The sequence below is a fragment of the Streptomyces sp. NPDC039736 genome (genome assembly GCF_055596485.1).
Map to the genome: position 1 here is coordinate 110,395 of NZ_JBVIUQ010000004.1, position 26,832 is coordinate 137,226.

23 protein-coding genes and 1 pseudogene are annotated in these 26,832 nt (G+C 73.2%); 10 read left to right on the forward strand and 14 right to left on the reverse strand.

Going from position 1 to position 26,832, the window contains the following annotated elements; genetic code table 11:
• Positions 1–58 precede the first annotated feature (58 nt).
• Both ACZ56L_RS13785 and ACZ56L_RS13790 read left to right on the forward strand, forming a co-directional pair.
• Positions 59–916 (forward strand): DUF3626 domain-containing protein, encoded by an 858-nt coding sequence (locus ACZ56L_RS13785; protein WP_471064013.1) that lies wholly within the window; start codon positions 59–61, stop codon positions 914–916.
• Positions 917–976: 60 nt separating this feature from the next.
• Complete coding sequence (locus ACZ56L_RS13790; RefSeq protein WP_471064015.1) at positions 977–1,288, forward strand: GNAT family N-acetyltransferase; 312 nt, start codon at positions 977–979, stop codon at positions 1,286–1,288.
• Between the two features lie 180 nt (positions 1,289–1,468).
• Here the strand turns inward: ACZ56L_RS13790 and ACZ56L_RS13795 are convergent, their stop codons facing one another.
• Positions 1,469–2,215: a DUF4253 domain-containing protein gene (locus tag ACZ56L_RS13795; RefSeq protein WP_471064017.1), complete on the reverse strand. Its 747-nt coding sequence runs from the start codon at positions 2,213–2,215 to the stop codon at positions 1,469–1,471.
• A gap of 136 nt (positions 2,216–2,351) precedes the next feature.
• Between ACZ56L_RS13795 and ACZ56L_RS13800 the strand changes: the two genes are divergently transcribed.
• From ACZ56L_RS13800 to ACZ56L_RS13810, 3 genes are all read left to right on the forward strand, one after another.
• The gene (locus tag ACZ56L_RS13800; RefSeq protein WP_471064019.1) at positions 2,352–3,437 is read left to right on the forward strand and encodes a hypothetical protein; all 1,086 of its coding nucleotides are present in this window, start codon (positions 2,352–2,354) and stop codon (positions 3,435–3,437) included.
• Positions 3,438–3,536: 99 nt separating this feature from the next.
• Positions 3,537–6,122, forward strand: coding sequence for a M14 family zinc carboxypeptidase (locus ACZ56L_RS13805; protein ID WP_471064021.1), 2,586 nt, complete (start codon positions 3,537–3,539; stop codon positions 6,120–6,122).
• 143 nt (positions 6,123–6,265) lie between these two features.
• Entirely contained in the window at positions 6,266–7,426 is a 1,161-nt protein-coding gene (locus ACZ56L_RS13810; RefSeq protein ID WP_471064679.1) for a serine hydrolase domain-containing protein, read from the forward strand.
• 524 nt (positions 7,427–7,950) lie between these two features.
• On the opposite strand, the gene ACZ56L_RS13815 is transcribed toward ACZ56L_RS13810, so the two are convergent.
• The gene (locus ACZ56L_RS13815) at positions 7,951–8,379 is read right to left on the reverse strand and encodes an organic hydroperoxide resistance protein (RefSeq protein WP_345223185.1); all 429 of its coding nucleotides are present in this window, start codon (positions 8,377–8,379) and stop codon (positions 7,951–7,953) included.
• A 91-nt stretch (positions 8,380–8,470) separates the two neighbouring features.
• Positions 8,471–9,490, reverse strand: a complete 1,020-nt coding sequence (locus tag ACZ56L_RS13820) for an NADP-dependent oxidoreductase (RefSeq protein ID WP_471064023.1) — start codon at positions 9,488–9,490, stop codon at positions 8,471–8,473.
• Between the two features lie 96 nt (positions 9,491–9,586).
• Between ACZ56L_RS13820 and ACZ56L_RS13825 the strand changes: the two genes are divergently transcribed.
• The 3 genes and pseudogenes from ACZ56L_RS13825 (at position 9,587) to ACZ56L_RS13835 (ending at position 13,281) form a co-directional block, all read left to right on the forward strand.
• Positions 9,587–10,180 carry a hypothetical protein gene (locus ACZ56L_RS13825; RefSeq protein ID WP_471064025.1) on the forward strand — a complete coding sequence of 198 codons (594 nt, stop codon included), beginning with the start codon at positions 9,587–9,589 and terminating at the stop codon, positions 10,178–10,180.
• A 138-nt stretch (positions 10,181–10,318) separates the two neighbouring features.
• Positions 10,319–11,347, forward strand: a pseudogene (locus tag ACZ56L_RS13830) (rod shape-determining protein); the annotation flags it as partial.
• 311 nt (positions 11,348–11,658) lie between these two features.
• Positions 11,659–13,281, forward strand: a complete 1,623-nt coding sequence (locus ACZ56L_RS13835) for a sensor histidine kinase (RefSeq protein WP_471064027.1) — start codon at positions 11,659–11,661, stop codon at positions 13,279–13,281.
• A 178-nt stretch (positions 13,282–13,459) separates the two neighbouring features.
• Here ACZ56L_RS13835 and ACZ56L_RS13840 read toward each other — a convergent pair whose 3' ends face one another.
• From ACZ56L_RS13840 to ACZ56L_RS13875, 8 genes are all read right to left on the reverse strand, one after another.
• Entirely contained in the window at positions 13,460–14,308 is an 849-nt protein-coding gene (locus ACZ56L_RS13840) for an amidohydrolase family protein (protein WP_471064029.1), read from the reverse strand.
• A gap of 79 nt (positions 14,309–14,387) precedes the next feature.
• Positions 14,388–15,365 (reverse strand): aldo/keto reductase, encoded by a 978-nt coding sequence (locus tag ACZ56L_RS13845; RefSeq protein WP_345223181.1) that lies wholly within the window; start codon positions 15,363–15,365, stop codon positions 14,388–14,390.
• The gene (locus ACZ56L_RS13850) at positions 15,362–16,117 is read right to left on the reverse strand and encodes an SDR family NAD(P)-dependent oxidoreductase (protein ID WP_468686036.1); all 756 of its coding nucleotides are present in this window, start codon (positions 16,115–16,117) and stop codon (positions 15,362–15,364) included. Before ACZ56L_RS13850 ends, ACZ56L_RS13845 begins: the two co-directional genes overlap by 4 nt.
• Positions 16,114–17,472, reverse strand: a complete 1,359-nt coding sequence (locus ACZ56L_RS13855; protein ID WP_401757172.1) for an L-fuconate dehydratase — start codon at positions 17,470–17,472, stop codon at positions 16,114–16,116. Before ACZ56L_RS13855 ends, ACZ56L_RS13850 begins: the two co-directional genes overlap by 4 nt.
• Before the next feature lie 12 nt (positions 17,473–17,484).
• The gene (locus ACZ56L_RS13860; protein ID WP_471064032.1) at positions 17,485–18,339 is read right to left on the reverse strand and encodes a fumarylacetoacetate hydrolase family protein; all 855 of its coding nucleotides are present in this window, start codon (positions 18,337–18,339) and stop codon (positions 17,485–17,487) included.
• A 291-nt stretch (positions 18,340–18,630) separates the two neighbouring features.
• Positions 18,631–19,668, reverse strand: a complete 1,038-nt coding sequence (locus ACZ56L_RS13865; RefSeq protein WP_468686043.1) for an ABC transporter permease — start codon at positions 19,666–19,668, stop codon at positions 18,631–18,633.
• Positions 19,661–21,187, reverse strand: a complete 1,527-nt coding sequence (locus ACZ56L_RS13870; protein WP_471064034.1) for a sugar ABC transporter ATP-binding protein — start codon at positions 21,185–21,187, stop codon at positions 19,661–19,663. Before ACZ56L_RS13870 ends, ACZ56L_RS13865 begins: the two co-directional genes overlap by 8 nt.
• Positions 21,184–22,293: a sugar ABC transporter substrate-binding protein gene (locus ACZ56L_RS13875; protein ID WP_380837015.1), complete on the reverse strand. Its 1,110-nt coding sequence runs from the start codon at positions 22,291–22,293 to the stop codon at positions 21,184–21,186. The genes ACZ56L_RS13870 and ACZ56L_RS13875 overlap by 4 nt, the downstream gene beginning before the upstream one ends.
• 222 nt (positions 22,294–22,515) lie before the next feature.
• Between ACZ56L_RS13875 and ACZ56L_RS13880 the strand changes: the two genes are divergently transcribed.
• The gene (locus ACZ56L_RS13880) at positions 22,516–23,256 is read left to right on the forward strand and encodes a FadR/GntR family transcriptional regulator (RefSeq protein ID WP_471064036.1); all 741 of its coding nucleotides are present in this window, start codon (positions 22,516–22,518) and stop codon (positions 23,254–23,256) included.
• Between the two features lie 37 nt (positions 23,257–23,293).
• Here ACZ56L_RS13880 and ACZ56L_RS13885 read toward each other — a convergent pair whose 3' ends face one another.
• Both ACZ56L_RS13885 and ACZ56L_RS13890 read right to left on the reverse strand, forming a co-directional pair.
• On the reverse strand, positions 23,294–24,400 hold the full coding sequence (locus tag ACZ56L_RS13885) for a serine hydrolase domain-containing protein (protein ID WP_471064038.1): 1,107 nt from the start codon (positions 24,398–24,400) through the stop codon (positions 23,294–23,296).
• Positions 24,401–24,508: 108 nt separating this feature from the next.
• Positions 24,509–25,174 (reverse strand): DUF4097 family beta strand repeat-containing protein, encoded by a 666-nt coding sequence (locus ACZ56L_RS13890; protein ID WP_471064040.1) that lies wholly within the window; start codon positions 25,172–25,174, stop codon positions 24,509–24,511.
• Positions 25,175–25,460: 286 nt separating this feature from the next.
• Here ACZ56L_RS13890 and ACZ56L_RS13895 point away from each other — a divergent pair, with 286 nt between their 5' ends.
• A complete protein-coding gene (locus ACZ56L_RS13895; protein WP_345223173.1) occupies positions 25,461–26,207 on the forward strand; it encodes a GbsR/MarR family transcriptional regulator in 747 nt (248 codons plus the stop codon).
• Positions 26,208–26,229: 22 nt separating this feature from the next.
• Here the strand turns inward: ACZ56L_RS13895 and ACZ56L_RS13900 are convergent, their stop codons facing one another.
• Positions 26,230–26,778 carry a DinB family protein gene (locus ACZ56L_RS13900; RefSeq protein ID WP_468686057.1) on the reverse strand — a complete coding sequence of 183 codons (549 nt, stop codon included), beginning with the start codon at positions 26,776–26,778 and terminating at the stop codon, positions 26,230–26,232.
• Positions 26,779–26,832 lie beyond the last annotated feature (54 nt).

Genomic DNA, 26,832 nt, shown 5'->3' on the forward strand with positions numbered 1-26,832 from the left:
GGGGGCGCGGCGGGCAATCGGGGTGCGCGCGGCGTGCGGTGCGCAGCACACTGCACGGATGATCCCCTCCAGGTCACCCCAGGACCGGGCCCTGGCCCACGTCGCCGCGCTGTCGTCCGGCGCGCCCCTGGACGCGTCGGTGCGCGTCACGCTCAACTTCCACCCGGACCGGTGGGCACGGGGGGTACCGATCCTTCAGGCACTGGCGGCGGACGGCGTCTACCGCTCGCAGTTCGTCACGGGCACCAGCAACGGGGGCCTGACCGCGCACCCGGGCGGTGACCGGTGGCGCTGGGAGAGCAGGATCTTCGCGGGGGCGTACGACACGGCGCCGGCCGAGGCCCGCCCGGTGTACGGGGCCCTGGACTTCCGCGCCGACGCGTACGGGGCAGCCCCGCGCTTCGGCTCGGCGCACCTCCGCCTGCGGGCCGGGGTCCTTCCCCGGACGACTTTCTGCTACCCGGACAGTTGCCTGGAGCCGACCGACTTCGGGGTCGCCACCCGGATGCGCCTGACCGAACTCGCCCTCGCGGAGGGCCGGGACGCGCTGGACGACTACGTCGAGGCGCAGGTGCACGGGCCGGTCCGGCTCGCCGAGAACGTGGAGGCGCTGGTCCTGGACCCCTGCTTCCGGGGCACGGACGTGGAGGCGGCGGCCCGGCTGCTGGGCTGCCCGGTGGAGTGGCACCCGGGCTTCGCCCTGCCCGTGGCGGAGCTGCGGCTGCACCCGGACTACCGGGGCCGGGAGTACGTCGAGCTGGGGGCGCGGATCGCCGTTTCGGGCCGCCTCGACCCGGCGGCCGTGGGGGACGCGGTACGCACGGGCCGCCACGACCCGCAGGCCCTGAAGCGGGTGTGGCACTGCCTGGCCCGCTTCGGCCGACGGGAACCGGCCCGCGCCGCCCGGAACCCCTGACGACGCACGGCCCGTGCGAGGCGCCGGACCCGGACCGCGCGCCCGTGGCAGGATGCCCGGATGCCCGAACTGCTCACCGCACGGCTGCGGTTGCGCCCGCTGCGCGACGCCGACCTCGACGCGCTCACCGAACTGAACGCCGACCCCGAGGTCGTGCGGGACGAGTGGGCGGCGCGCGGGCACGGCATCTTCACGGTGGAGGTGCGGGAGAGCGGGGAATTCACGGGTCGGGCTGGAGCGGGTCGTCAGCGTCTGTCAGGCCGAGAACGGCGCTTCGGAAGCCGTGATGCGCAGGCTGGGCATGCGGTGGCAGCGGGAGACGGTGGTGCCGGGGCATGGAGCGCGGGTGCGGGTGTACGAGCTCACGAGTAGGACGTTCGGGGGCTGATGTGTCCTACTCCGGTGCGCAGGGGCCGAGGGCACGGCGGTGCCAGGGCGCGTGCGCGCCGAAGACGGGGCCGGCGGGGCCGCGCGGTGGGGCGTCGCTCCGTTGGCCGTCGGCGTCGGCAAGGAGGTCGGAGCGCACTGGGCCGCCCGCCCGCCCGTTGCGGGTCAATCCCACCAGAAGGACCACGACGTCCGGCCCACCAGCTCCGCCGCGTACTGCGAGAAGGGCGTGGGCGGGTCGTCGACGACGCTGGTCGCGGTCGACAGGACGTGTTCCAGGGCCAGCAACTCGGCGCCCCTTCCGTCCCTCGGGGGCCTTTCCACCGCCATGTGCACCTCGCTGCCCAGGACCGCCACCAGGCGGGCCCCGAAGCGGTCCTCCCAGCTCCGCAGGAGCGCGCACAGGAGGGAAAGGGGCACGTCAGCGGCCCAGCCGAGCCGGGCCAGGGCCTCGCTGCCCCGGTGGGCGGGCACCAGGAGCAGGCGGGCTTCGTCCAGTGGCGGCCCGTGCTCGTGCAGGAGCGTGGCGAGCAGGGGCGCGGCGGCGTCGTACCGCGCCGGGCCGTCCGGCGGTGTGCCCGGGGCCAGGCCCGGCCAGGTGGTGAAGGGCGGGCCCGGGTCGTGCGGCCGGGGGGCGGTGCCGTCCGGGGCGGGGCGGGGGCCGGGGGCCGTCCACCAGGGGAGGCGTCTGCGGCGGTACTCCGTGAAGGCCTCGGCCAGCGTCTGCTCAAGCGGCAGGTGGGCGAACTCCACCGGGCCGCCCAGTGCGTAGGGGTGACAGAGGAGCGGCACCAGGCCCGGGAGGGAACGGAGAGCTTCGGGGTTCTCGGGGAGGGTGGACGAGATCCAGACGGGGGTGGCCGCGTGGCGTACGAAGCGGCCCGGGGGCAGACCTTCGGGCAACGGGAACATGGGGGCGGACTGTAGCCCGCCGCACCGACAAGCGTGCCGGGCGGGCGAGGACACGGATGGGGGGCTGTGTGATTATTCCGTGGGCCGCCCTGGGGGGAACCGGAGCGGGAGTGCGTGGCAGCGGGGAGCAGCAGCGGTGGGTACGGGCGCGGGTACGGACGGCGGGTCTTCGGTGCCGGACGAGGAGTGGGAGAGGTTCCTCCGGGACTCCGTGAACGGGGTGCCGGGTGCGCCCAAGGAGCCCTCCGCGCGGGCCCGGATGGTGACGCGGCGGTTGCAGGAGCAGCCGCAGCAGGCCGTGCCGTGGCGGGCGCACACGCCTGGCAGGGCGCGCCGCCGGTTCAGGGCGTGGCATGCGCTGGTGCTGGTGGGGGCGTCGGCACTGCTGGGGGTGGCGCTCGTGCCCGGGAGTGTGGGCGGGTGGTTCGGCGGGGACGCCGCGCAGGCCGTCGCCGGGGAAGGGAGCGGGGGCGGGTCCAGTGCCGGGCCCCGGTCCCGGCGCGGGACCGTCGAGGAGCCGTTCCGGGGGTCGCCCGCCGAGCGGTGGGAGGACGGGGTGCGCGGGATCTCCGTGCCTCGGGCGAAGGCCACCGGGTGGATGACTGCCGCGCAGGTGGAGCAGGCGCTCGCGAAGACGCGGGATTTCCTGGTGGCGACCAATCTCGACGCCGACACCCTGCGCGGGAAGCGGCCCGACAAGGCCGTCGCGCTCGTGAATCCGCAGCAGGCGGACATGGCGCGTTATCTGCGGCAGGCGTTCCGGAAGCCGGACGCGGAGAACGATCCGTTGCTGCTGTTCAGCCGGTTCGACGCGGACACGGTGCGGCTGGTCGGCGACGTCGTCAAGGTGCGGGGGGAGCTGACCCTCCGGGAGGGCCCGCACGGGGCGGTCGAGGTGGGGAGCGACGTCACGTACGTCTATCCCGTGACCCGGGCGACCGCCGACAGCCGGGAAGTCGTGCGGGTCGTCGTCCGCCGCGAGGTGGTGGCCAGTTGGGACGATCCGGCGAAGGTGCGGACCGAGCCGGGGACCTTCTCGGTGCTGTCCTACCGGGTGAACATGACCAATGGCGGCTGCGGGCGCCGTCCCACCGGCTACTTCGCGCCCGAGTTCGGCCCGCACGCCGGCGGCGAGGGGCCGGGCACGGACCCGTACGACCGGAACGGGCCCGTCGTCGGGAGGGGCGCGGACGGCTCCTGCGGGAACGCCGTCCGCTCCTAGGGGCCGGGGGGAGCCCCCAAGACCCTCTTGTGTCACCTGAGTTCAGCCGGTAGACCCCTGCGTACCGATCATCCGCCCTTCCCGGAGGTACGCACATCCATGGCCGTACGCATACCGAGACCCGTGCTCGTCGCCACCGCCGCCCTCGCGGGTGCCGCCCTGATCGTCCCCGCCTCCGGCGCCCAGGCCGTGCCCGGACCGAAGGACGACGGGCCGAAGCACGAACGCACCGACCGGGAGCGGGAGTTGCGGGGGCCCGCGGCCAGGACCGGGGCGGGCGCCGCCGAGCGGGCGCTCGGGGACACCGGGGTCCGGCACGGCGGGCGGACCGACGGGTTCCCCCGGCGGACCCGGCTGAAGGAGCCCGCCGCCGATCCGGCGGACAAGTCGATCAAGCTGGGGCTCACGCCGTACCACGCGATCGCCCCGAAGCTGAACCGGCTCCAGCAGCAGAGCGACCGGGTGAGCGTCGAACTGGCCGGGAAGTCGGCCGGCGGGCACGACCTGTACCTGGTGACCGTCACCGCCCCGGAGAGCCGGCGGGAGGCCGGGCGGCAGGAGCGGATGCGGGAACTCATCGAGAACTCCCCGGCGAAGGCGGCCAAGGACCGGGAGATCAAGGCGGACTACAAGACGCCGTTGTTCGTCAACAACAACATCCACGGGAACGAGTGGGAGGGGACGGACGCGTCCCTGAAGCTCATCTCCGAGCTCGCTTCCGCGAAGGACGCGAAAACGCGGAAGCTGCTGGACGAGAACCGGCTGTACTTCAACGTCACGGCCAATCCGGACGGCCGCATAGCCGGGACACGGGCGAACTCCAACGGGTTCGACATCAACCGCGACTTCATCACCGCCACCCAGCCCGAGGCCCGTGCCATCCGGCAGATCGCCATCGACAAGCAGCCCGCCGTCATGCTGGACCTGCACGGGTACGTGAACGGGACCCTGATCGAGCCCACCACTCCCCCGCACGGCGAGAACTACGAGTACGACCTCTTCCTGAAGAACTCGTACGCGAACGCGCTGGGGATGGAAGCCGCCGTCAACGCGCTCGGATACACGCCCGCGAAGGACGGCGTCGATCCGGCCGTCATTCCCTTCCGGGACCAGAAGGAGGGGTGGGACGACTGGCCGCCCGTCTTCACCCCGCAGTACCTCCCCTTCCAGGGTGCGGTCGCCACGCACACCATTGAGATTCCGCTCCAGGTCAACAACGAGGAGTACGACAGCCGGCCCGTCGCCGAGCTGCGGCGGCGCTCGGCGATCAACACCGACATCGCCGGTGCGGCCATCAAGGCGGCCGTCAACTACACCGCCACGCACCGGAGTTCTCTCATCGCCGACCAGATCGAGACCTTCCGGCGGGGTGCGGCGGGCGCCGCACAGGTGCCCGTGTCGGAGGAGACCGTGCCGGGCGTGCCGGGGATCGGCCCGGAGGACGTGTACACGACCGAGTTCCCGAGCGCGTACGTCATCCCGGCGGGCGGGGAGGGGCAGCGGTCCGGTGTCGCGGCGGCGCGGCTCGTCGACCACCTCGTGGCCAACGACGTCAGGGTCGAGCGGGCACTGCGCGCCTTCCGGGCCGGCGGGAAGAGCTACCCGGCCGGGTCGTACGTCGTGGACATGAAGCAGCCGAAGCGGGGGATGGCGAACGTGATCCTCGCCGACGGGCGTGACATCAGCGCCGACGTCTCCGCGATGTACGACATCTCCGGGTGGAGCCTGGGACTGCTGTGGGGCGCCAGCGTGGACCGGGTCGCGAAGGGGGGCACGGTCGACGTTCCGCGTCGTACCGTGCACGCCGCCTCCGGGACCGGATACGTCGCCCCGGCGGGGGACCTGCGGCTGCGGCTGGACGACCCCAAGGAGATCAGCGCCCTCAACGCGCTGCTGGCCGACGGCGTGCGGGTGCGGCGCGCCGCCGACGGGACGGCGGTCGTGCCGGGCTCGGCACGCCGGCAGGCCGTGCGGCTCGCGGACCGGTTCGGGGTCGCGTTCCACGCGACGCGGGCCCAGGGGGTCGCGCCGGTCGAGCGGACCCGGGTGGCGGCGGCGGTGTCGTCCGGTGAGCTGTTCGCGCTGCGCGAGATGGGCTTCGACGTGACGCCGGTGTCGACGGGCGTGCTCAACGCCGGGTTCGACTGGAAGGGCGTCGACGCGCTGTACGTATCGGCGGACCTGGCGTACGGGAAGCTGAACGCGGCGGCGCGGGCCGGGCTCGACGCGTTCCTGAAGGAGCACGGGGTCGTCGGACTCGGCGGCGCCGGGGCGAAGTTCAACGCCGACGCGAAGCTGCTCGCGGCGACCGCCGTAGCGGGGAACGGCGACGCCAACGGTGTCGTACGGGTCGACAACGCGGCCGGCAGCGCGGTGACCGGCGGGGCGCCGGCGCACACCTTCGTCTTCTCGCCGCTGTGGTTCAGCGGGCTGGGGACGGGTGTGCGGGTGGACCAGTCGTACGGGAAGGCGGGCGGGAACCCGCTCGTGTCCGGGCACTGGCGCGCGAACGAGAACGGCACGGGCGGCCCGAAGGACGCGGCGGGGCAGCCGGCGGTCGTCTCCGGGAGGTCGGCGCAGGGCGGCCGGGTGGTGCTGTTCGGTACGCAGCCGTTGTTCCGGGCGCACCCGAAGGGGGAGTTCGCGCAGGTCGCGCGGGCTCTGTATGTGACGTCCGGGGCGTAACGGGCGTATCGCGCGGGCGGCATGAGCAATGTCGTCACCAGCGGAATAGCCCGTGGCGGCGGGTGCTTGATCTCTCTGCAAGCAAGTAAGCGAAGAAGCAGGCAGAGAACGCTGTCATCGGGGGGTTGATCCGCATGAGCGGGATCGAGGTCGAGGTCGAGGGGACCGTCGCCGCAGGTTACGAGGGCGTCCGCGAGGAGTTCGCGGCCGCCCTCGCCGACCCCGACGAGGGGCCGGACCACTCCGCCCAGCTCGCCGTGTACGTGCGCGGCGAACTGGTCGTGGACCTGTGGGGCGGCCCGGGAATCGGGGCGGACTCGCTGACTCCGGTGTACTCCGTCACCAAGGGCGCCGTGTATCTGGTGGTGGCGCTGCTGGTGCAGGACGGGGTGCTGGAGCTGGACCGCGAGGTCGCCTCCTACTGGCCGGAGTTCGGGGTGCACGGGAAGGACCGGCTGACGCTGCGGGAACTGCTCGCGCACCGGGCGGGGGTGGTGGGCGCGGACACCGGGTTCACCGCGGAGGAACTCGCCGACGACCGGGCGATCGCGGCGCGGCTCGCCGGGCAGCGGCCGTACTGGCGGCCCGGCACGGCCGTCGGGTACCACGCCTTCGTCGTCGGGGCGCTCGCCGACGAGGTCGTGCGGCGGGTCACCGGGCGGTCGGTGCGGGAGATCTACGAGGAGCGGGTGCGGGCGCCGTACGGGCTCGACTTCTTCGTCGGGCTGCCGGACGCGGAGGCGCACCGGGTGCTGGACACGCTGCCGATGATGCCGACGGCCGCGCAGCAGGCGGAGATCGACGCCGACCCGTTCGGTGCGCACTCGCTCGGCGGGATCGCCTTCAACCTGAACGCCGAGAAGCCGACGGACCTGGTGGAGGCGGGCAACTCCTACGCGCTGCGGGCGAACGGGCAGCTGTCGGCGGGCGGGGTCGGCTCGGCGCGCGGCATCGCGGGGATGTACCGGGCGGTCCTCGGGGACGGGGTGGAGCGGGGGGCGCTGCTGTCGGCGCGGACGCTGGCCGAGTTCGGGCAGATCCAGTCCGACGGGGTCGACCTGGTCGGGGGGCCCGCGAGCCGGTCGGTGTTCGCGGTGGGGTTTCAGGCGATGTCCGAGGACAAGTACCCGGTGCTGGGGCAGGGGTCGATCGGGCACAGCGGGGCGGCGGGGGCGGTGGCGTTCGCCGATCCCCGGCAGCGGATCGCGTACGGGTACAACCGGAGGCGGGTGGCGTATCCGGGCGGGGCGGGGGCGGAGAACGTGCGGTTGGTGAGGGCGGTGGTGAGGGCGGCTTCCGCGTAGGCGGGGCCCGGGAGGCTTCTCTCCGGGGGCCCGGGGGCTTGTTTCCGGGGGCCCGGGGGCTTCTCTCCGAGGCCCGGGGGCCTTTCTCCGGGGCCGGGGGCCCTGCGGGGAAGGCTCTGTGCCGGGTCACGGGGTCGTCCTGCGGGGGCTTGCCGGGGGCTTGAGGTCTACCCGGTGGGTGCGGCGGGGATGCGCTTGCGCGAGGTGTCCCCGGCCCCGCCCCTTCACCTGGACCCGCGGGGGCATGCACGGTTCCCGTGCGGATGCGTCGTGGCTGATCGTGCAGTTCCCCGCGCCCCTGATGCGGGGCACGGACCCGGTCGCGCCCACGCGGCGGAGCCGCAAATGTGCACAGCCCCGCGCCCCTGATGCGGGGCACGGACCCGGTCGCGCCCACGCGGCGGAGCCGCAGATCAAGCACAGTCCCCGTCCCGGCGGGGCACGGACCGGTCGCGCCCGGCAAGGGCACGGAAGAGGGGCCGCACTCCGTGGAGTGCGGCCCCTCTTCGCGTACGGCTAGCGCATCAGGCGACGGACAGCTCGACCTTGATGTTGCCGCGGGTGGCGCTGGAGTACGGGCAGACCTCGTGGGCCTTCTCGACCAGGGACTTCGCGGTGGCCTCGTCCACGTTCGGGATGGAGGCCGAGATCGCGACCTCCAGGCCGAAGCCGCCCGCCTCGGTCGAGCCGATGCCGACCTTCGCGGTGACGGTGGAGCCGGTGATGTCGACCTTCTCCTTGCGGGCCACCACGCCGAGCGCGCCCTGGAAGCAGGCGCTGTAGCCGGCGGCGAAGAGCTGCTCCGGGTTGGTGCCCGCGCCGCTGCCGCCCATCTCCTTCGGCGGGTTGACCACTACGTCCAGCTTGCCGTCGTCCGTGGCGACCCGGCCGTCGCGGCCGTTCTCCGCGGTGGCGACAGCGGTGTACTTGACGTCGATCTTCTGGATGGACATACGGGTTGATCCTCCTGCTTGGTTCGCCAGCGGCTCGCGCCCACGCGCCGTGACGGTGTACGCGGACTCTATCGGTTCGTGTGTCCGGACCTCAGACCAGGGAAACGATCATCTTTCCGGTGTTCTCGCCGCGCAGCATGCCGAGGAACGCGTCGACGTTGTGGTCGATGCCCTCGACGGTGGTCTCGTGGTACTTCAGCTCGCCCGAGCGGATCCACGCGGAGACCTCCTCGACGAACTTCGGCTGGAGGTCGGCGTGGTCGGCGACCAGGATGCCCTGGAGCCGCAGGCGCTTGCCGATGATCGCCATCATGTTGCGCGGGCCCGGGACCGGCTCCGTCTCGTTGTAGCCGGAGATCGCACCGCACAGGGTGGCCCGGCCGTGCACGGTGAGGGAGGAGATGGCCGCCTCCAGGTGCTCGCCGCCGACGTTGTCGAAGTAGACGTCGATGCCCTCGGGGGCGGTCTCGCGGAGCTGCTCGACGACGGGGGCGTCGTCCTTGTAGTTGAAGGCGGCGTCGAAGCCGTACTCCTCGGTGAGGAGCTTGATCTTGTCGGCGGAGCCCGCGGAGCCGACCACGCGCTTGGCGCCGCGCAGCTTGGCCATCTGGCCCACCTGGCTGCCGACCGCGCCCGCCGCGCCGGAGACGAAGACGGTGTCGCCCTCCTTGAAGGAGGCCACCTCGAAGAGTCCCGCGTAGGCGGTCAGGCCCGGCATGCCGAGGACGCCGAGGTAGGTGGAGAGGGGGGCGAGCTCGGCGGAGACCTTGGTGGCGTAGTCCGCCTTCAGGTCCGCGTACTCGCGCCAGCCCAGGTCGTGCAGGACGTGGTCGCCGACGGCGAAGCGCTCGTCCGCCGAGGCGATGACCTCGCCGACCGCGCCGCCGGTCATCGGCTCGTCGAGCCGGAAGGGCGGGACGTAGGACTTCACGTCGTTCATGCGGCCGCGCATGTACGGGTCGACGGAGAGGTAGAGGTTCCGGACGAGGACCCGGCCGGGGGCGGGCTCGGTGACCGGGGTCTCGACGAGCGCGAAGTCCTCCGGGACCGGCCAGCCGTTCGGGCGGCGTACGAGGTGCCAGGCGCGGCCGGTGGTGGGGAGAGTGGTCATGACGGGTGCGGCCTCCGGATCGACGCGGGGAAACTTTAGTATCTGGAAGAACCTTGCTCCTCAATGATTGAGATTGTCAAGTAAGTGAGGTGGGTCATGGTGGGTGTCGCGGCCGGCGGGGCGGGCGGAGCGCTGGGGCCCCGGGAGTTCCAGCTCGTTTTGTTGCGGCGGATGGCCGACCACCAGCCGGGGCTGGTGGAGGACGCCCGGATCGCGATGGGAGTGAGCCTCACCGCGATGCGGGAGGTCAATCGCCGCTGGCAGGCGATGGTCCGCTCGCCCCGGGCGCGCGGGGCGGTGAACCGCTACCGGTCGGTGCTGGGACCGCCTGTGGCGGTGGTGCGGCGCACGGTGGGGGACCTGGAGTGCGAGGCGCACCAGTGGCGGGTGCCGCTCTGGCCCGACCTGCGGCTGGAGGTGGTCACGGGGCCGGACGGGACGGCGTGGAACGAGTGGCTGGTGCGGGCGCCGGACGCGCCGGGGCCCTCGCTGGGCTCGGCCGACGACCTGGCGCCCTGGTCGGCGACGGTGGACGAGGTGGCCCGGGCCTTCGCGGCCTTCGGTCCGGTACGGATGCTCGACGGCGGCGCCCCCCACCGGGCCCGTCTGTCGCTCACCCTGCCGGACGGCACGGCCCGGGTGGCGGAGTTCTGCTGGGGCCTCTTCCAGGGGCTGCGGGAGACGCCGTAGACCCCGGGAGCCCGCGGTCGGCGGGGTGAGGGGCCGAGTTCCTGACGTACCGGAAGATTCTGGCGCGGCGTCAGTTCCCGTACCCCGTGCGGCGCAGCCCAGCGCGCGCCCACCGCGCGCACCCCGCACGATGCGACTATGACCGTCAGCCTTGAGCAGTTGCGCCGTTGCCATGTCGCCGTCGATCTGGGGGCCTCCAGGACCCGGGTCTTCGTGAAGGGGCTCGGCCTCGTGGTCGACGAACCGAGCTGCGCCGCCGTCAACACCCGCACCGGCGCCCTCATCGCGGTCGGCGCCTTCGCGGAACAGATGACCGGGCGCACCCCCGACTACATCCGGGTCGTCCGCCCCGTCTCCGGCGGCACCGTCGTCGACATCGAGATGGCCCGGCGGATGCTCCGCAGCCTGCTCGGCGACAAGCTCCGCCGCCAGCTCCGCCGCAAGCCGGGCCTGCGGGCCGCCGCCTGCACCCCGCACGACGCCGACCCGCTCGCCCAGCGCGCCGCCGTCGAGACGCTCACCGGGATCGGGGCCCGCCGCGTGGAACTGGTGGACACCCTCATCGCGGCGGCCGTCGGCTGCGGGCTCCCGGTGGAGCAGCCCAGGGCGACCATGATCATGGTGTGCGGGGCGGCCACCACCCAGGTGGCGGTGCTCTCGCTCGGCTCGATCGTGGGCGCCGAGCGCATCCCCGTCGGCGGCAACGCCATCGACCACGCCGTCGTCCAGCACCTGCGGCAGGCGCACGAGCTGATGCTGCCCTCGCAGTCGGTGCGTCCGCTGCAACTGGCCCTGCGCTCCAGCGGGCTGGCGGCGGGCGGTCCGGTGTCCACGGAGATCCACGGGCGGGACGTGGTGACCGGGCTCCCCCGCTCGGTGCACGTGGACACGGCGGCCGTGCAGCGGGCCATCCACACCCCGCTGACCGCCGTTCTGGACGGCATCGGGAAGATCCTGCGGACCTGCCCGCCGGACCTGGTCGCCGACCTCGGCGAGAGCGGCATCATGATGGTCGGCGGCAGCGCCCTGCTGCCCGGCCTGGACCAGATGCTGCGGGACGCGACGGGCATGCGGGTGAAGATCGCGGAGCGGCCGGACGTGTGTGCGGTGCTGGGGCTCGGGGCGATGCTGGAGGGGCGGATCCAGCCTTTGATCCTGGACCCGCTGACGCAGCCGAAGACGGAGCGCGGGGGCGAGCACAGGTGGACCCGCAAGTCCTCGGCGCGGGCCGCCGGGCAGTCTCCCGACCAGTCCGCCGAACAGACCCCCGTCCATGCCGCCGCCCAGGCCGACCAGCAGCCCCCGGAGGCCGGCCCCGCCACATAGGGGCCGCGTGACGGCCGACGGGGTGCGAGAGGGCGCGGGAAGACCGGCGCGGGGCAGCGCGACCGCCGCCGCCGGAAGCTGCGGCCCGCCGCCCCGCCTGGTTAGGGTCGTACGAGATCGGCACATACCCGGCACGAAGGAACCCGACCGCCATGCACCGAGAGGGACGCACGGCCCCCGGCCTGCCCCGGCTGCTCGACGCGGTGCTCGGCGTGGGCACGGACCTGGAGCTGCGCGGCACCCTCCAGCACCTGGTGGACTCGGCCGTGGAGCTCACCGGGGCGAGGTACGGCGCCCTCGGGGTGCTCGACGCCGAGCGGACCCGCGTCACCGACCTGTACACGGCGGGTCTGGACGCGGCGGCCCGCGAGCGGATCGGACGGCTGCCGGACGGGCACAGCGGTCTGCTGGGCGTGCTGGTCCGGGAACCGCGCCCGCTGCTCGTGCCGAGCGTCCGCGCCGACATCCGCTCGGTGGGCTTCCCCGCCGGGCATCCGGCGATGGACACCTTCGTCGGGGTGCCGGTCCGGGTGGACGCCCAGGTCTTCGGCAACCTGTACCTGACCGAGAAGCAGGGCGGCGTCCCCTTCACACCCGACGACCTCTCGCTGCTGCGCGTCCTCGCCGCGCAGGCCGGCATCGCCATCGGCAACGCCCGCCTGTACGAGACGGCCCGGCTGCGCGAGCACTGGATCGAGGGTGCCGCCGCCGTCACCACCGCCCTGCTGCACGGCGGGAGCGCCGAGGACCCGCTCATGACCGTCGCCGACAAGGCCCGCCTGCTGTCCGGCGCGGCGGCCGGAATCGTCCTCCAGCCGACCGAGGACGCCGGCATGGAGATCGTGGCCGCGGCCACCGGGCCCGGCGACGACGCGGCCGACCTGCTCGGCACCGCGATCGAGCCCGGCAGCCCGGTGCTCACCCAACTCCTGGGCGGCGAGCCGGTGTTCGTGGAGGACTCGGCGACGGACGACCGGATGACGACGGCCGTGCGGTCCCGTTTCGGCCCCAGCATGCTGCTGCCCCTGCAGAGCGGCGGCCGGCTCATCGGGACGCTCGCCCTGCCCCGCCGCCGCGGCGACGTGCCGTACACGGCGGTCGAGCGGCTGCTCGCCACCCAGTTCGCCTCGCAGGCCGCGCTCGCGATGGTGCTGGCCGACGGACGCGAGGCCCGGGAGCGCCTGGCGGTCTTCGAGGACCGGGACCGGATCGCCCGCGACCTGCACGACCTGGTCGTACAACGCCTGTTCGCGACGGAGATGATGCTGGAGTCGACCCGGCGGCGGGCGGCGAACGCCGCGTCCGCGGCCCCCGGCATGGACGAGCTGCTCGCACGGGCCGTCGACGAGCTGGACTCCACCATCCAGGAGGTCCGCACCGCGATCTTCGCCCTCCAGCAGCCCCCCGCCGACGCGCCGACGACCGTACGGGGCAGGGTGCTGCGGGAGACGGCCGGCGCGGGCGCGCTGCTCGGGTTCGCGCCGTCCGTGCACTTCGAGGGGGCCGTCGACGCGGTGGTCCCCGAACCGGTGGCGAAACAACTGATCGCGGCCCTGCGCGGGGCACTGGCCGCCGCGCACCGGCGTGCGGGCGTCACCTCCGTGCAGGTCCGCGTGGACGCGACGGCACACCTCCCGAACGGGCGCGACGGTGTACGGCTGACGGTGCGCGACGACGGGGAGCGGCAGGCCGGGGAGCGGCAGGGCTCGGACGCGGGCGAGAGCCAGGGCGGGCGGGCGGAGACCGTGGTGAGCTGGCAGGCCCCGCTGCGGTGAGCGGCGCCCCCGCTCCCGCCGCACCCTCCGCCGCGCGGCCGGGTCCCCGCCGCACCCTCCGCCGCACAGCCGGGTTCCCGCCGCGCCCTCCGCCGCACGGCCGGGTCCCCGCCGCGAAATCCGGTCGGCGGTGTACGCGGCGCAGATCGCCTGGCCGCTGCCGCAGGGCCGGCTGCGGCTACACTCCGTACACCCTGGCCGCCGTTCCGCCGAACACCTGCGTCCGCTCGGCGTCCGACAGGTCCGCCGTCAACTCCCGCGCCACGTCCAGCACTTGTGCGTAGGTGGCGGCCAGGCGGCACACCGGCCAGTCCGACCCGTACATCAGCCGCTCCGGACCGAAGGCGTCCAGCACCACCTCCGCGTACGGCCGCAGGTCGTCGGTCCGCCAGTGGTCCCAGTCCGCCTCCACCACCATCCCCGACAGCTTGCACACCACGTTCGGCAGCGCCGCCAGCTCCCGCACCAGCGCGGCCCACGGCTCGGGCCCGCCCCGCGCGATCGGCGGCTTGCCCAGGTGGTCCAGGACGAAGGTCAGGCCCGGGTGCGCCGCCGCGGCCTCCGTCGCGGCGGCGAGCTGGCCGGGCACGACCACTAGGTCGTACGCCAGTCCCGCGGCCGCCACCGCCGCCAGGCCCCGGCCCACGTCCTCCCGCAGCAGCCACCGCGGGTCGGGCTCCGCCTGGACCTGGTGGCGGACGCCCACCAGCGCCGGGCCGCCGGGCAGCGCGCGCAGGCGGGCCAGTTCGTCGGCCACGCCGTCCGAGGTGAGGTCGGTCCACCCGACCACCCCCGCGATCAGCTCGTGCGCGGCGGCCAGCGCCAGCAGCTCCGGGGTCTCGTCCGCGACCGTGACCGTCTGGACCAGGACCGTCGCGTCCACGCCCGCCGCCCGGGCCTCCGGCAGCAGGTCGGACATCAGGAAGTCGCGCCGCAGGGGCGCCAGCCGGGGACCGGTGATCCAGTCCTGGTCCCGTACCGTCAGGTCCCACACATGGTGGTGCGCGTCCACGATCCGCCCGCTCACCGCACCGGCACCTCCCGCCCGGTCCGCCCGCTCACGACACCGGCCCCCCGTCCGATCCGCCCGTCCACCGCACCGGTGCTCACAGCGTCAGCAGCCCCTCTTCCCGCAGCTCGTCCCACAGCTCCCCCGGCACCCGGACGGCCAGCATCGCCGCCGCGTCCGCGGCCTCCGCCGCCGACCGCATCCCCACCAGCACGCTCGCCACCGCCGGGTGGCGGAACGGGAAGTTCAGGGCGGCGGCCCGCAGCGGGACCCCGTGGGCCTCCGCGACGGCCTTGATGCGCAGGGCCCGGCCCAGCAGGTCCACGGACGCCGCCTTGTAGTCGTACGTCGCCCCCGGCTGCGGATCGGCCAGCAGCCCCGAGTTGAAGACCCCGCCGATCACCACGCTCCGGCCGCGCCGCAGCGCCTCCGGCAGCAACGACGTCCCCGCCCGCTGGTCCAGCAGGCTGTACCGGCCGGCGCACAGCAGCACGTCGGCGTCCGTCTCCCTGAGGTAGCGCTCCAGCGGGGCGACCTGGTTCATGCCCGCGCCGATCGCGCCGACCGTGCCCTCCGCCCGCATCCGCTCCAGTGCGGGGTAGGCCTCGCGCAGGGCCTGTTCGCCGCCGTCGCCGCACTCGTCGGCGTCGTGCAGGTAGACGACGTCGATCCGGTCCAGGCCCAGCCGGGTCAGGCTGTCCTCGATGGACCTGCGCACCCCGTCCGCGCTGAAGTCCCACACCCGGCGGCGGTCCGCGGCCACCGCGAAACCCTCGTCCGTGCCGCCGGAACCACCCGCACCGTCCGCACCGTCCGGCACCAGGAGGCGGCCGGCCTTCGTCGACAGGGTGTACGCGTCCCTGGGGCGCCCGCGCAGGGCCTCCCCCAGGCGGCGTTCGGAGAGGCCCAGGCCGTAGTGCGGGGCCGTGTCGAAGTAACGGACCCCGGCCGCCCAGGCCGCGTCCACGGCGGCGTGCGCGTCCTCGTCGGAGACCTCCCGGAAGAGGTTGCCGAGGGTCGCCGCCCCGAACCCGAGCGCGCTCACCGCGACCTTGCTGCCGCCCAGGGTCCTCATCGGCCCTCCGGACGCAGGCGCAGGCCCTGCATGCCGCCGTCCACGGCCAGCGAGGCGCCGGTGACCGAGCCGGCGGCCGGGCTCGCCAAGTAGGCGACCGCGGCGGCGACCTCGTCAGCGCTGACCAGGCGGCCCATGGGCTGGCGGGCGTTGAGCGCGGCGCGCTCCGCCTCCGGGTCGTCGGCCGCGTCCAGCAGGCGGCCCACCCACGGGGTGTCCGCGGTGCCGGGGTTGACGCAGTTGACGCGTATCCCCTCCCGGACGTGGTCGGCGGCCATCGCGAGGGTCAGGGACAGGACCGCGCCCTTGCTCGCGCTGTACAGGGCGCGCTGGGGAAGCCCGGCGGTGGCGGCGATCGAGCAGGTGTTGACGATCGACGCGTGCGCCGACGCGCGCAGCGCGGGCAGGGCCGCGCGGGTCACCCGGACCATGCCGACCACGTTGACGTCCAGCACCCGGTGCCACTGCTCGTCGTCGTTGTCCTCGACGGTTCCGGCGGCCCCGATGCCCGCGTTGTTGACCAGGACGTCCAGTCCGCCCAGCGCTTCCAGCGCGGCCGCCACCCCGGACCGTACCGAGGCGTCGTCCGCGACGTCCGCCGTGAACCCGAGCAGCGGGGGCCGGGCCCCCGAGGGGTCCAGATCCAGTACGGCCACCTGTGCGCCCCGTGCCGCCAGCAGCCGGGCGGTGGCCAGGCCGATGCCCGACGCGCCCCCGGTGACCAGCGCCCTCAGCCCTGCCAGCTCGCTCATGCCCCTGCCCCTTCGGTGATCTGTGCGGCCAGGTCGGCGGCCCAGAACCGGCCGTCCGGATAGGTGAACTCGGCGATCGACTCCGCGTGCATGGTCGCCGAGAAGCCGGGCGCGGTGGGGGCCGTGTAGTGGCCCCGGCGCATCACGACCGGGTCGGTGAAGTGCTGGTGGAGGTGGTCGACGTACTCGATGACCCGGTCCTCGGTGGTGCCGGTGAGCGCGACGTAGTCGAACATCGACAGGTGCTGCACCAGCTCGCACAGGCCCACGCCGCCCGCGTGCGGGCAGACCGGGACGCCGAACTTGGCGGCGAGGAGCAGGATCGCCAGGTTCTCGCCCACACCGCCGACGCGCGCCGCGTCGATCTGGAGGACGTCCAGCGCGCCCGCCTGGAGGAGCTGCTTGAAGATGATGCGGTTCTGGACGTGCTCGCCGGTCGCGACCTTGATGTCGGGGCCGACGGCCTCGCGGACGGCGGCGTGGCCGAGGACGTCGTCGGGACTGGTGGGCTCCTCGATCCAGTACGGGTCGAAGTCGCCCAGCGCCCGGGTCCACTCGATGGCCTCGCCGACGTTCCAGCGCTGGTTGGCGTCGATGGCGATGCGGATGTCCGGTCCCACGGCGGCGCGCGCCGTGCGCATGCGGCGTACGTCGTCGGCGAGGTCGGCGCCCACCTTCAGCTTGATCTGGGTGAAGCCGTCGGCGACCGCCTCCTGGGCGAGGCGGGTCAGCTTCTCGTCGGAGTAGCCGAGCCAGCCGGGCGAGGTGGTGTAGCCGGGGTAGCCGGTCTCGCGGAGCTTCGCCTCGCGTTCGGCGGCTCCCTGCTTGCCGGCACGGAGCAGGTGCAGGGCGTCGGCGGGGCTCAGCACGTCGGCGATGTAGCGGAAGTCGATCTGCGCCACGAGCCACTCGGGGTCGGCGTCGGCGAGCAGCTTCCAGAGCGGCTTCTCGGCGCGTTTGGCGGCGAGGTCCCAGACGGCGTTGACGACCGCGCCGATCGCCATGTGCATCACCCCCTTCTCGGGTCCCAGCCAGCGGAGCTGGCTGTCACCGACGAGGGCCCGGCCCAGGCTGCCCGGGTCGGCGCAGAGTTCGTCGACGGAGCGGCCGATCACATGGGGCCGGAGCGCCTCGATGGCGGCGACCTGCACGTCGTTGCCGCGCCCGATGGTGAAGGTGAAGCCGTGCCCCTCGATCCTGCCGGGGCCCTCGGGGGCGTCCGTGCGCAGGATCAGATACGCGGCGGAGTAGTCGGGGTCCGGGTTCATCGCGTCGGAGCCGTCGAGCTCGCGGGAGGTGGGAAAACGGATGTCGTACGTGTCAACTGCCGTGATACGAGCCGTGGTTGGGGTCACGAGGAAGGCCTCTCATGCCTGGGCGAAGGTCTGGCGCTGGCTGCCGAGGCCGTCGATGGACAGCTCCACGGAGTCGCCGGCGCGCAGATACGGATTTCCGGGCAGGCCCAGGGCGACGCCGGCCGGGGTGCCGGTGTTGATGACGTCGCCGGGCTCCAGCACCATGTAGCGGCTCAAGTACGCGACGATCTCGGCGATTTCGAAGATCATGTCGCCGGTATGGCCGTCCTGGCGCTCGACGCCGTTGACGGACAGCCGCAGGCGCAGGTCCTGGGGGTCGGCGATCTCGTCGGCGGTGACGAGCCAGGGGCCGAGCGGGTTGAAGGTCTCGCAGGACTTGCCGAGGTCCCACTGCGAGGAGAAGTCGAGCTGGAACTCGCGCTCGGAGACGTCGTGGCTGACCGCGTACCCGGCGATGCAGGCGAGGGCCTCCCGGGGCCCGTCCAGGTAGCGGGCGCGGCTGCCGATGACGACGCCGAGCTCCACCTCCCAGTCGGTACGGGTGGAGTCGCGCGGGATCAGCACCTCGTCGTACGGGCCGACCACGGTGCCCGGGTCCTTCATGAAGACGACGGGCCGGGGCGGGACGGCGGCCCCGGTCTCCTCGGCGTGGTCGCGGTAGTTGAGGCCGATGCAGACGATCTTCCCGGGCCGGGCGACGGGCGCTCCGACCCGCAGGCCGGCGGCGCCGGCGAGGAGCGGCAGCTCACCGGCCGCGTGGGCGGCACGGACGCGCTCGACGCCGCCGGAGGCGAGGAACGCTCCGTCGATGTCGGACGTGAGTCCGGAGAGGTCGTGGACGGTGCCGTCGTCGGCGAGGAGGGCGGGCGTCTCGCTGCCGCACTCACCAAGTCGCTGGAACTTCATGCCGGTTGGACTCCTCGTTCGGGGTGGGCGAGTGGGCGAATGGGGTGCGGGCGAGCAGGGGGGACGGGGGCGGACACGCCTCGGGGCTGCCCCGCGACGCGTCCCGCGTCCCGCCTCCCGGGACCGGATGGCCGTCCGGCCGCCAGGGACCGCGGCCGTCCGTCCCGGTACGGTCCTCCGGCCGGGGGCCGCCCCCGGGACCGTGCGGGCGGACGGGTCCCGAACCCGGGCACGGGTGGTCCCGGGCCCGGGCGCGAACGGTCCCGGGCCCGGGCGGGGGCCGGCCCCGGGTCAGTCCTGGGCGCGTCCCGTGGTCACCCGGGCGATCATCAGCGCGATCAGGATGATGCCGCCGTAGATGGCCTGGATCCAGAAGGACGGCACCTGGGCCAGGGTGAGCAGGTTCTGCACGACGCCCAGCAGCAGCACACCGGTGAGCGCGCCGAACATCGTGCCCTTGCCGCCGTCCAGGCTGATCCCGCCGATGACGGCCGCGGCCATCACCGTGAAGACCATGTTCTGGCCCTGGTTGGCGTTGATCGCGCCGACGTACCCGGTCTGGATCAGCCCGCCGAGCGCGGCCAGCACACCGGCCGTGACGAACACCCCGAGCATGACCCGGTCCACCCGGATGCCCGCCGCGCGCGCCGCCGCCGGGTTGCCGCCGATCGCGTACAGCGCCCGGCCCACCCGGTGGTACTTGAGCACGAAGCCCGCGGCGCCGAAGCACAGGGCCGCGATCCACACCGACAGCGGGATGCCGAGGAAGGTCGAGGTGGCCAGGGCGAAGAAGGCGTCCGGCATGCCGAAGAGGGTCTTGCCCTCGGTCGCCCCGACGAGCAGCCCGCGCAGCACGATCAGCATGGCCAGCGTCACGATGAACGCGTTCAGCTTCAGCTTCACGACGAGCGCGCCGTTGAACGCCCCGACGAGTCCGCCGACCACCAGGATCACCAGGATGCCGACGAACGCCGGCAGCTCCGTGCCGAACCCGGCACTGACCGCGGGCAGCACCAGCAGCGCGCCCATCGCGGGCGCGATGCCCACGACCGACTCCAGCGACAGGTCGAACTTGCCGGTGATCAGCACCAGCGACTCCGCCAGCACCACCATCGCGAGCGCGGCGGACGCGCCCAGGATGGAGATGATGTTGCCGCTGGTGAAGAAGGTGTCGTTGGTCAGCGCGCCGAAGAGGACGAGCACCAGCAGGGCCGGCAGCAGCGCCAGTTCGCGCGCCCGGTTCAGCAGCAGGGACTTCTTCCGGTCGGCGGGGGTGCCCGCCGGCTCCCGTGCGTGCGCGGCCGCCTTCGAGGCTGTCGTGTCAGCCACGGTCTACTCCTTCGATGGATGCGATCAGCTCGTGGTCGTTCCACCCGGCCGCGTGGTCGGCGACGACCCGCCCGTGGAAGAGGACCAGAACGCGGTCGCAGCGCCGCAGATCGTCTATTTCGTCGGACACGACGAGCACCGCCGTGCCGTCCTCGCGGGCGCTGTCCATCCGCGCGAGGAGGGACTCCTTGGACTTCACGTCCACACCCGCCGTGGGGTTGATGAGGACGAGGAGCCGGGGATCGGAGGCCAGCGCCCGGGCCATCACGACCTTCTGGGCGTTGCCGCCGGACAGGTCGGAGACGGGCTGGTGCGGGCCCTCCGCGTGGATGTCGAGCCGCTCGATCAGCTCCTCGCCGACCGCGCGCTTCTTCTCCGCACCGACGAACCCGTACGACCCGAGCCGGTCCAGCACGCTCATCGTGGCGTTGTCGCCGATGCTCATGCCGGAGACCAGGCCCTGGTCGTGCCGGTCGCGCGGCACACAGCCCACGCCCGCCGCCAGCGCGGCGGGCACGTCCCCGAACGGCAGCTCCCGGCCGTCGAGCCGGGCGATCCCGCGCTCCGGGCGGTACAGCCCGGCGAAGGTCTCCGCCAGCTCGATCTTGCCGCTGCCGCTGGTCCCGGCGAGGCCCACGACCTCGCCCTCGCGGACGGTCAGGTCGATGTCCTCGTACGCCGCCGAGCCGAGCCCGGTGACCTGCAGCCGCACCGGGGCGTCGCGGGGCACCTCGGCGCGGGCGGCGTCCCGGGCGACCGTCACGGCCTCGCCCGCCATGGCCTCGACCAGGGCGGTGCGGGGCAGTTCGGCGACCGGGGCGGTGGTGATCCAGCGGGCGTCCCGCAGGACCGTCACCGCCTGGCACACCTCGTACACCTCCTGGAGGTGGTGCGAGATGAACAGGAAGGTGACCCCGGACTCCTGGAGGGTCCGCATCCGGGCGAAGAGCCGTTCGATCTCCTTGTTGTCGAGCTGGGCGGTCGGCTCGTCGAGGACGATGAACCGGGCCCCGAAGGACAGCGCGCGGGCGATCTCGACCATCTGCCGGTCCTCGACCCTGAGGTCGGCGGTCCGCGCGCCGGGATCGACCCGCACGTCCCAGGTGTCCAGCAACTCGCGCGCCTGGGCGTGCAGTTGCTTCCACCTGATGACACCGCCGGGGCCGGTCGGCTGGCGGTGGATGAACAGGTTCTCGGCGACGGACAGCTCGGGCACGACGGTCGGCTTCTGGTACACGCAGGCGACCTTGCGCCGCCACGCGTCCCGGTCGGAGAGCGCCGGAGCGGGCTCCCCGTCGAAGCGGAGCGTGCCCGCGTCCGGGGCCTGGAGCCCGGTGAGGACGGTCACGAGGGTGGACTTGCCCGCACCGTTGCGCCCCACCAGTGCGTGCGACTCGCCCGGCATCACGGTCAGCCGGCCGTCCTGCAGAGCGGTCGTGGGACCGTACCGCTTGGTGATCCCTGACGCCTCGACCAGCGGTACCGGGTCGGAGGCGTCGGAGTGGGTCACGGCGCTCACTTGACGTTGTTGCCCCAGAGCTTCTTGTCGTCGACGTTCTCCTTCGTCACCAGCGGCGCGGGCAGCTGGTCCTCCAGGGAGCCGTTCCAGTGCCGGACGATCGTGGAGCCGTGGTCGGTCGGGCCCTCCTTGAAGGTCTCGCCCGCCATCGCCTTCTTGATGTAGTACATGCCGTACTTGGCGTAGGTGTCCGCGGGCTGCGAGACGGTGGCGTCGATCTCGCCCTTGCGGATGGCCTCGAACTCCTGCGGGATGCCGTCGTTGGAGACGATGGCGATGTGCCCCTCCTCGCCGGCCGGCTTGAGGAGCTTCTTCGACTTCAGGGTCTGCAGGGTCGGCGCGAGGTAGACGCCGCCCGCCTGCAGGTAGATGCCCTTCACGTCGGGGTTCTGGTTGAGCACGGTGTCCAGTTGGGCGGCCGCCGCGTCGGACTCCCACTTGGCCGGGATCTCCAGGACCTTCAGGGAGGGGTACTTCTTCTTGGCGCAGGCCCGGAACGCCTCGGAGCGCTCACGGCCGTTGACCGAGGCCAGATCGCCCATGATCTGGACGACCTTGCCGGTCTTGACCTTCTCCCCGAGGAACTCGCAGGCCTTCTGCCCGTACGCGACGTTGTTCGCCCGCACGACCATGGCGACCTTGCCCTTCTCGGGGGCGACGTCGACGGCGACCACGGGGACGCCCTTGCGCTCGGCCTGGTCGAGGCCGGCGGCTATCGCGGCGCTGTCGAGCGGGGCGACGACGATGCCCTTCACGCCCTGGTTGAGCTGGTTGTTCATGTCGGTGATCTGCTGCGCCGGGTCGGAGTTGGAGTTGACCGACTTCAGCGCGTCGACCTTCTCCTCCTTCGCCATCTTCGGCAGGTAGTCGTTGTACGACTGCCAGAACGGGGAGGTCAGCAGGGGCAGGATGACGCCGACCTTGCCCTCGCCGCCGGCGCCCGACGCGCCGGCGCCCTTGGTGCTTCCGCACGCGCTGAGCGCGAGGGCGGCGCAGGCCGCGAGAGCGGCCACCCGTACCGTCCGCGTCCGGGTGGTGGCGGCCGAAGGCCCGTTCGTCGTCCCGCTGTTCGCTCTGTTCACTGCCCTGCTCCTGCTGCCGGCCATCTGGCGGCTCCTCGGCTCTTGATCGAATCCCGTTCCAACGAACGGAGTGCGCGCGCCGAATATTTATCAGACCTTTCAGGTGCTCCAACACCCCTCTGGGCGTATTTTTCCTGAACAACTGGCGAATTGGTCCGACGACTTGGCCGATCGGGCACAGTGGGCTGGATAAACTGCGCCGCGCCCGCCACCCTTGCGAAGCACCGTCGAAGCCGGAGGAGCCCCATGGCCACGACCCCACCCGAGACCGTTCCCGAGCCGGAGGCGGACACCGCGCCGCCGAAGGGCGGCTCGGTCACCCAGCGGGCGATCGAGGCCATCAAGGCCATGATCACTGAGGGTAACCTGACCCCGGGCCAACGCCTGCCCACCGAGCGGGATTTGGCCGTGCACCTGGGCATCTCCCGCAGCTCGATGCGCGAGGCGATCCGCGCGCTGACGGTCATCGGCATCCTGGAGTCGCGGCACGGTTCCGGCGTCTACGTCACGAACCTGGAGGCCGGGGACCTCCTGGACACCTTCGGGGTGGTCGCGGAGATCTCCCCCAAGCCCCGGCTGGCGGAACTCCTGGAGGTGCGCCGGATCCTGGAGTCCTCGGCGACGGCGCTGGCGGCGGCCCGTATCAGTGCCTCCCAACTCGCGCAGCTCGCCGTGCACTTGGACACCATGCGGGAGGCGGAGGACCCGGAGGAATTCCTCGCCGCCGACATGGCGTTCCACCGTACGATCACGCAGGCGGCGGGCAACGAGGCGCTGGCCGCGATCGTGGAGGGCCTGTCGTCACGGACCTTCCGGGCCAGGGTGCGGCGGGGCCGCCAGGAGGCGGACGCGTTCCCCCGCACCCGGGAGGAGCACACGCGGATCTACCGGGCGCTGGTGAACCGCGACCCGGAGGCGGCCAGGGCGGCGGCGGCGGCGCACGTGGGCGCGGTGGAGGAGTGGCTGCGGGGGCAGTTGGAGGAGTGAGGGCGCGGGGCCTCGCCCCGGGTGCGGGAGCGGGGGCTCACTCCGCCGGTCCGGTGCCGCCCCGGCCGAAGACCTCGGCGACCAGCATCGCCGTCACCTCCTGGAAGGCGGCGGACAGCGACAGGTCCGGGTCGTCCACGTAGTTGAACGCGGCGGTGAGGGTGCGGCTGCCGTCGGGGGCGGCGTACATCAGGGCGCCGTGGCCCGAGATGCCGCCGTTGTGGGTGATGACGGTGCCGCCGTCGCCGGTGGGCTGGACGAAGACGCCCAGTCCGTACGGGACCTTCTCGTGGGTCCCGTACATCTCGGCCAGCAGCGGCGCGGGCAGCAGCTCGCCGGTGACGAGCGCGGAGAGGAAGACGTCGAGGTCACGGGTGGTGGAGACCATGTCGCCGCCGGTGGAGACCCAGGAGGGGTCCTGCCGGGTGACGTCGACGACCCGCTCCCGGCCGTCGGCGTCCTCGTAGCGGTGGTAGGCGTGGCCGTGCGGCCCGGCGAGGTCGGTCTGCGGATGTGCGGGCGAGGGGACGCGGGTGCCGGTCAGGCCGAGCGGCTCCAGGATCCGCCGCCCGGTCTCCTCGGCGAAAGTACGGCCGGTGACCTGCTCGACGATCAGGCGGACGAGCACGTAGTTGGTGTTGGCGTAGCTCCAGTCGGCGCCCGGCTCGAAGCGGACCGGCCGCTCCAGGGAGTACCGCACCAGCTCCCGCGGCGAGTAGGCCCTGAACCGGTTCTCCACCCACTCGCGGCCCGACCAGGGGATACCGTGGACCTTCGTGCCGTCCTGGTAGACCTCGCCGGTGTGGTTGAAGAGGCCGCTGGTGTGCTGGAGGAGCATGCGGACGGTGATGCGGGGGTCGAGACCGAACTCGGGGAGGTACTGGGCGGCCGGGGTGTCGAGTCCGACGCCGCCCTCGCCGACGAGCTGGAGCAGCACGGTGGCGGCGAAGGTCTTGGTGTTGCTGCCGATGCGGACTGGGGAGTCGAGCGGGGGCGGCTCGCTGCCGCCCAGCTCGGCGACGCCGCCGGTGCCGGACCAGGCGCCGCGCTCGTCGCGGACGCGGAGCTGCACACCGGTGAAGCCGGCCTCGACCATGGAGGCGACGGCCTTGTGGAGTTCGGGGCGGGAGGGGGTTGCGGACATGGCGGCGGTCTCCTTCGGGGCGGCGGTGCCGGGGGTTTCCGGGGCGGCGGGACTCCGCCGCCCCGGGGCGGTGCGGGCTGGACGGGACGGTGGCCGGGCACGGCCGGGTCAGTTGCTGCGGGCGGTGATGTCGCCGTGGGAGGTGGTGGCGCGGACGGTGAGCACGGCGTCCGAAGTGCCCGCGTTCCGAAGGGTGTTGGAGACGCGGCCGTAGGCGGTGCCCGCGTCGAGGGTGGCGTCCGTGCCGCGGGCGGCGCCGACGGTGATGTCGCCGTGTTCGGTGTGCAGGGCGACCTCGCCCCGGACGGCTTCGGCGACGGTCAGGTCGCCCTTGGCGGTGCTGAGGCGGGCGGCGCCGTTGAGGCGGCCCACCTGGATGTCGCCGGCCTGGAGGGAGAGGTGGGCAGCGGCGGTCTCGTCGAGCTTGACCTGCCCGTGGGCGCTCTCGTAGGTGACGTCGCCCAGCCGGCCGACGCCGCGGAACTCGGCGGTGGCCGTCGTCGCCTCGACGTGCGATCCGGCCGGGAGCTGGACGGTGACCTCGACCGCGCCGGAGGGGCCGAACTTCTTGGCCTCGGGGGCGGTGACGCGCAGGACGCCGTTCTCGTAACTGACGCTGGTGGACTCGGCGGCCTTGACGTCACGGCTCTTGGCCGGGTCGGCGGGGCGGACGTCGACGGTGGTGTCGGCGCGGTCGGCGGCGATGAGGCGGATGCTGCCGACGGGGAGGTCGAGGTGGGCGGTGACGGGGGCGGCGGTGGCGAAGGCCTGCATGTCAATTCCCTTGTTTCGGGCCGGAGTTGCGTCCGGCTCGTTCTTTCCGATGACCTGAACGCTACGTTGCCTTCACCGACCCGGCAACAACTCTGTTGCGTACGAACCGTGTTGTTGCAGCTCAGAGGACCAATTTCGTTGCGACGCCCTGCCGCATAACGCAACAACACCACACGCTTCCATTGCAATGGACTGAAGCTGAACGCTATGCTGCGCCACCAAGTGCCGTGCCCGAAGCGAAACTTGACGCGCCGCACGACCCCTCCCCCACCCCAAGGAGACCGCGATGCCCGGAGGCCGACTCACCCAGCAGGAACGCCAGCAGATCGCGCTCGGCCTGGCCGACGGACTCGCGTACGCGGAGATCGCGCGCCGCCTGGACCGCCCCACCTCCACGGTCACCCGCGAGGTCATGCGCAACGGCGGCCCCGCCTCCTACCGGGCCGACCTCGCCCACCGCGCCACCGAACGCCGCACCCAGCGCCGCAGGCCCGCCGCCCCGGCCACCCGCGGTCCGGCGGCGGCACCGCTGCCGCACGGCCGCGACCCGGAGGCGGTGCGTGCGTACGAGGAGGTGTTCACGACCGTTCAGATGACCAACGGGATGCCGCAGATGATGGCCCGGGTGATGGCCGCGCTCATGGTGACCGACTCCGGCAGCCTCACCGCCGCCGAACTGGCCCGGCACCTCCAGGTGAGCCCGGCGTCGATCTCGAAGGCGATCGCGTTCCTGGACGGCCAGGGCCTGGTGCGCCGGGAGAAGGGCGACGGCCGCCGGGAGCGGTACACGGTCGACGACGACATCTGGTACCAGGCGATGATCGCCAGCGCACGCGCCACCCTCCAGGTCGTGCAGACGGCACGCGAGGGCGTCGCGGTGCTCGGCCCCGGCACCCCGGCCGCCACCCGCCTGGAGAACGTCGCACGCTTCATGGACTACGTCGCCGAGGCCAGCGCCCGCGCCGCCGAGCAGGCCCGCGAGGTCCTGCACAGCAAGTCCGTCGCCGCCCCGGCCCCCGCACGGGACGCGTGACGGACCGCCCGCGCCGACGGGGTCAGGCCATGCTCTGCGCGCCGTCGAGGGACTCCCGCAGGATGTCCGCGTGCCCGGCGTGCTGGGCGGTCTCCGCGATGATGTGCAGCAGCACGCCGCGCACCGACCACGCCGCCCCCGGCTCGGTCCAGGGAGCCTCGGGCAGCGGCCAGGTCCTGTCCAGGTCGGGAACGGTACGGACGAGGTCGTCCGTCGCCCGGGCCGCTTCCTCGTACGCGCCGAGCACCCCCTCCAGGGTCTCCCCGGGCAGCATCCGGAATCCGTCCTCGCGCTCCTTGCGTCCCCGCTCCGTCTCGGCGGCCGGGTCCTCGATCGCCGCGGCCCCCTCAACGATGAAGGCGGCCCAGCCCCGCTCGACGGCGGTCACGTGCTTGATCAGCCCGCCCAGACACAGCTCGCTCACGGTGGTACGCACCGCGGCCTGCCCGTCGGTGAGACCGCGGGCGGTGTTCCGCAGGAAGAACCGGTTCTTGGCGAGCGCGGCGAGGAGGTCCGCCCGCTCTCCGGCGAGGGCGGTGAGGACGGAGGTGTTCGACTCGTTCACGGTCATGTCACTGCCTGCTTCCGGTGGTCCCCGACGCGCTCCGACATTCACGACCCTAGC

Excerpts from the sequence above, each read along its gene's own strand:
- ACZ56L_RS13900 (WP_468686057.1), bottom strand. The coding sequence starts at position 26,778 with ATGACCGTGAACGAGTCGAACACCTCCGTCCTCACCGCCCTCGCCGGA.
- ACZ56L_RS13815 (WP_345223185.1), bottom strand. The coding sequence starts at position 8,379 with ATGTCCATCCAGAAGATCGACGTCAAGTACACCGCTGTCGCCACCGCG.
- ACZ56L_RS13795 (WP_471064017.1), bottom strand. The coding sequence starts at position 2,215 with ATGTTCCCGTTGCCCGAAGGTCTGCCCCCGGGCCGCTTCGTACGCCAC.
- ACZ56L_RS13805 (WP_471064021.1), top strand. The coding sequence starts at position 3,537 with ATGGCCGTACGCATACCGAGACCCGTGCTCGTCGCCACCGCCGCCCTC.
- ACZ56L_RS13845 (WP_345223181.1), bottom strand. The coding sequence starts at position 15,365 with ATGAGGACCCTGGGCGGCAGCAAGGTCGCGGTGAGCGCGCTCGGGTTC.
- ACZ56L_RS13785 (WP_471064013.1), top strand. The coding sequence starts at position 59 with ATGATCCCCTCCAGGTCACCCCAGGACCGGGCCCTGGCCCACGTCGCC.
- ACZ56L_RS13885 (WP_471064038.1), bottom strand. The coding sequence starts at position 24,400 with ATGTCCGCAACCCCCTCCCGCCCCGAACTCCACAAGGCCGTCGCCTCC.
- ACZ56L_RS13835 (WP_471064027.1), top strand. The coding sequence starts at position 11,659 with ATGCACCGAGAGGGACGCACGGCCCCCGGCCTGCCCCGGCTGCTCGAC.
- ACZ56L_RS13880 (WP_471064036.1), top strand. The coding sequence starts at position 22,516 with ATGGCCACGACCCCACCCGAGACCGTTCCCGAGCCGGAGGCGGACACC.
- ACZ56L_RS13895 (WP_345223173.1), top strand. The coding sequence starts at position 25,461 with ATGCCCGGAGGCCGACTCACCCAGCAGGAACGCCAGCAGATCGCGCTC.
- ACZ56L_RS13825 (WP_471064025.1), top strand. The coding sequence starts at position 9,587 with ATGGTGGGTGTCGCGGCCGGCGGGGCGGGCGGAGCGCTGGGGCCCCGG.
- ACZ56L_RS13890 (WP_471064040.1), bottom strand. The coding sequence starts at position 25,174 with ATGCAGGCCTTCGCCACCGCCGCCCCCGTCACCGCCCACCTCGACCTC.
- ACZ56L_RS13875 (WP_380837015.1), bottom strand. The coding sequence starts at position 22,293 with ATGGCCGGCAGCAGGAGCAGGGCAGTGAACAGAGCGAACAGCGGGACG.
- ACZ56L_RS13790 (WP_471064015.1), top strand. The coding sequence starts at position 977 with ATGCCCGAACTGCTCACCGCACGGCTGCGGTTGCGCCCGCTGCGCGAC.
- ACZ56L_RS13850 (WP_468686036.1), bottom strand. The coding sequence starts at position 16,117 with ATGAGCGAGCTGGCAGGGCTGAGGGCGCTGGTCACCGGGGGCGCGTCG.
- ACZ56L_RS13860 (WP_471064032.1), bottom strand. The coding sequence starts at position 18,339 with ATGAAGTTCCAGCGACTTGGTGAGTGCGGCAGCGAGACGCCCGCCCTC.
- ACZ56L_RS13820 (WP_471064023.1), bottom strand. The coding sequence starts at position 9,490 with ATGACCACTCTCCCCACCACCGGCCGCGCCTGGCACCTCGTACGCCGC.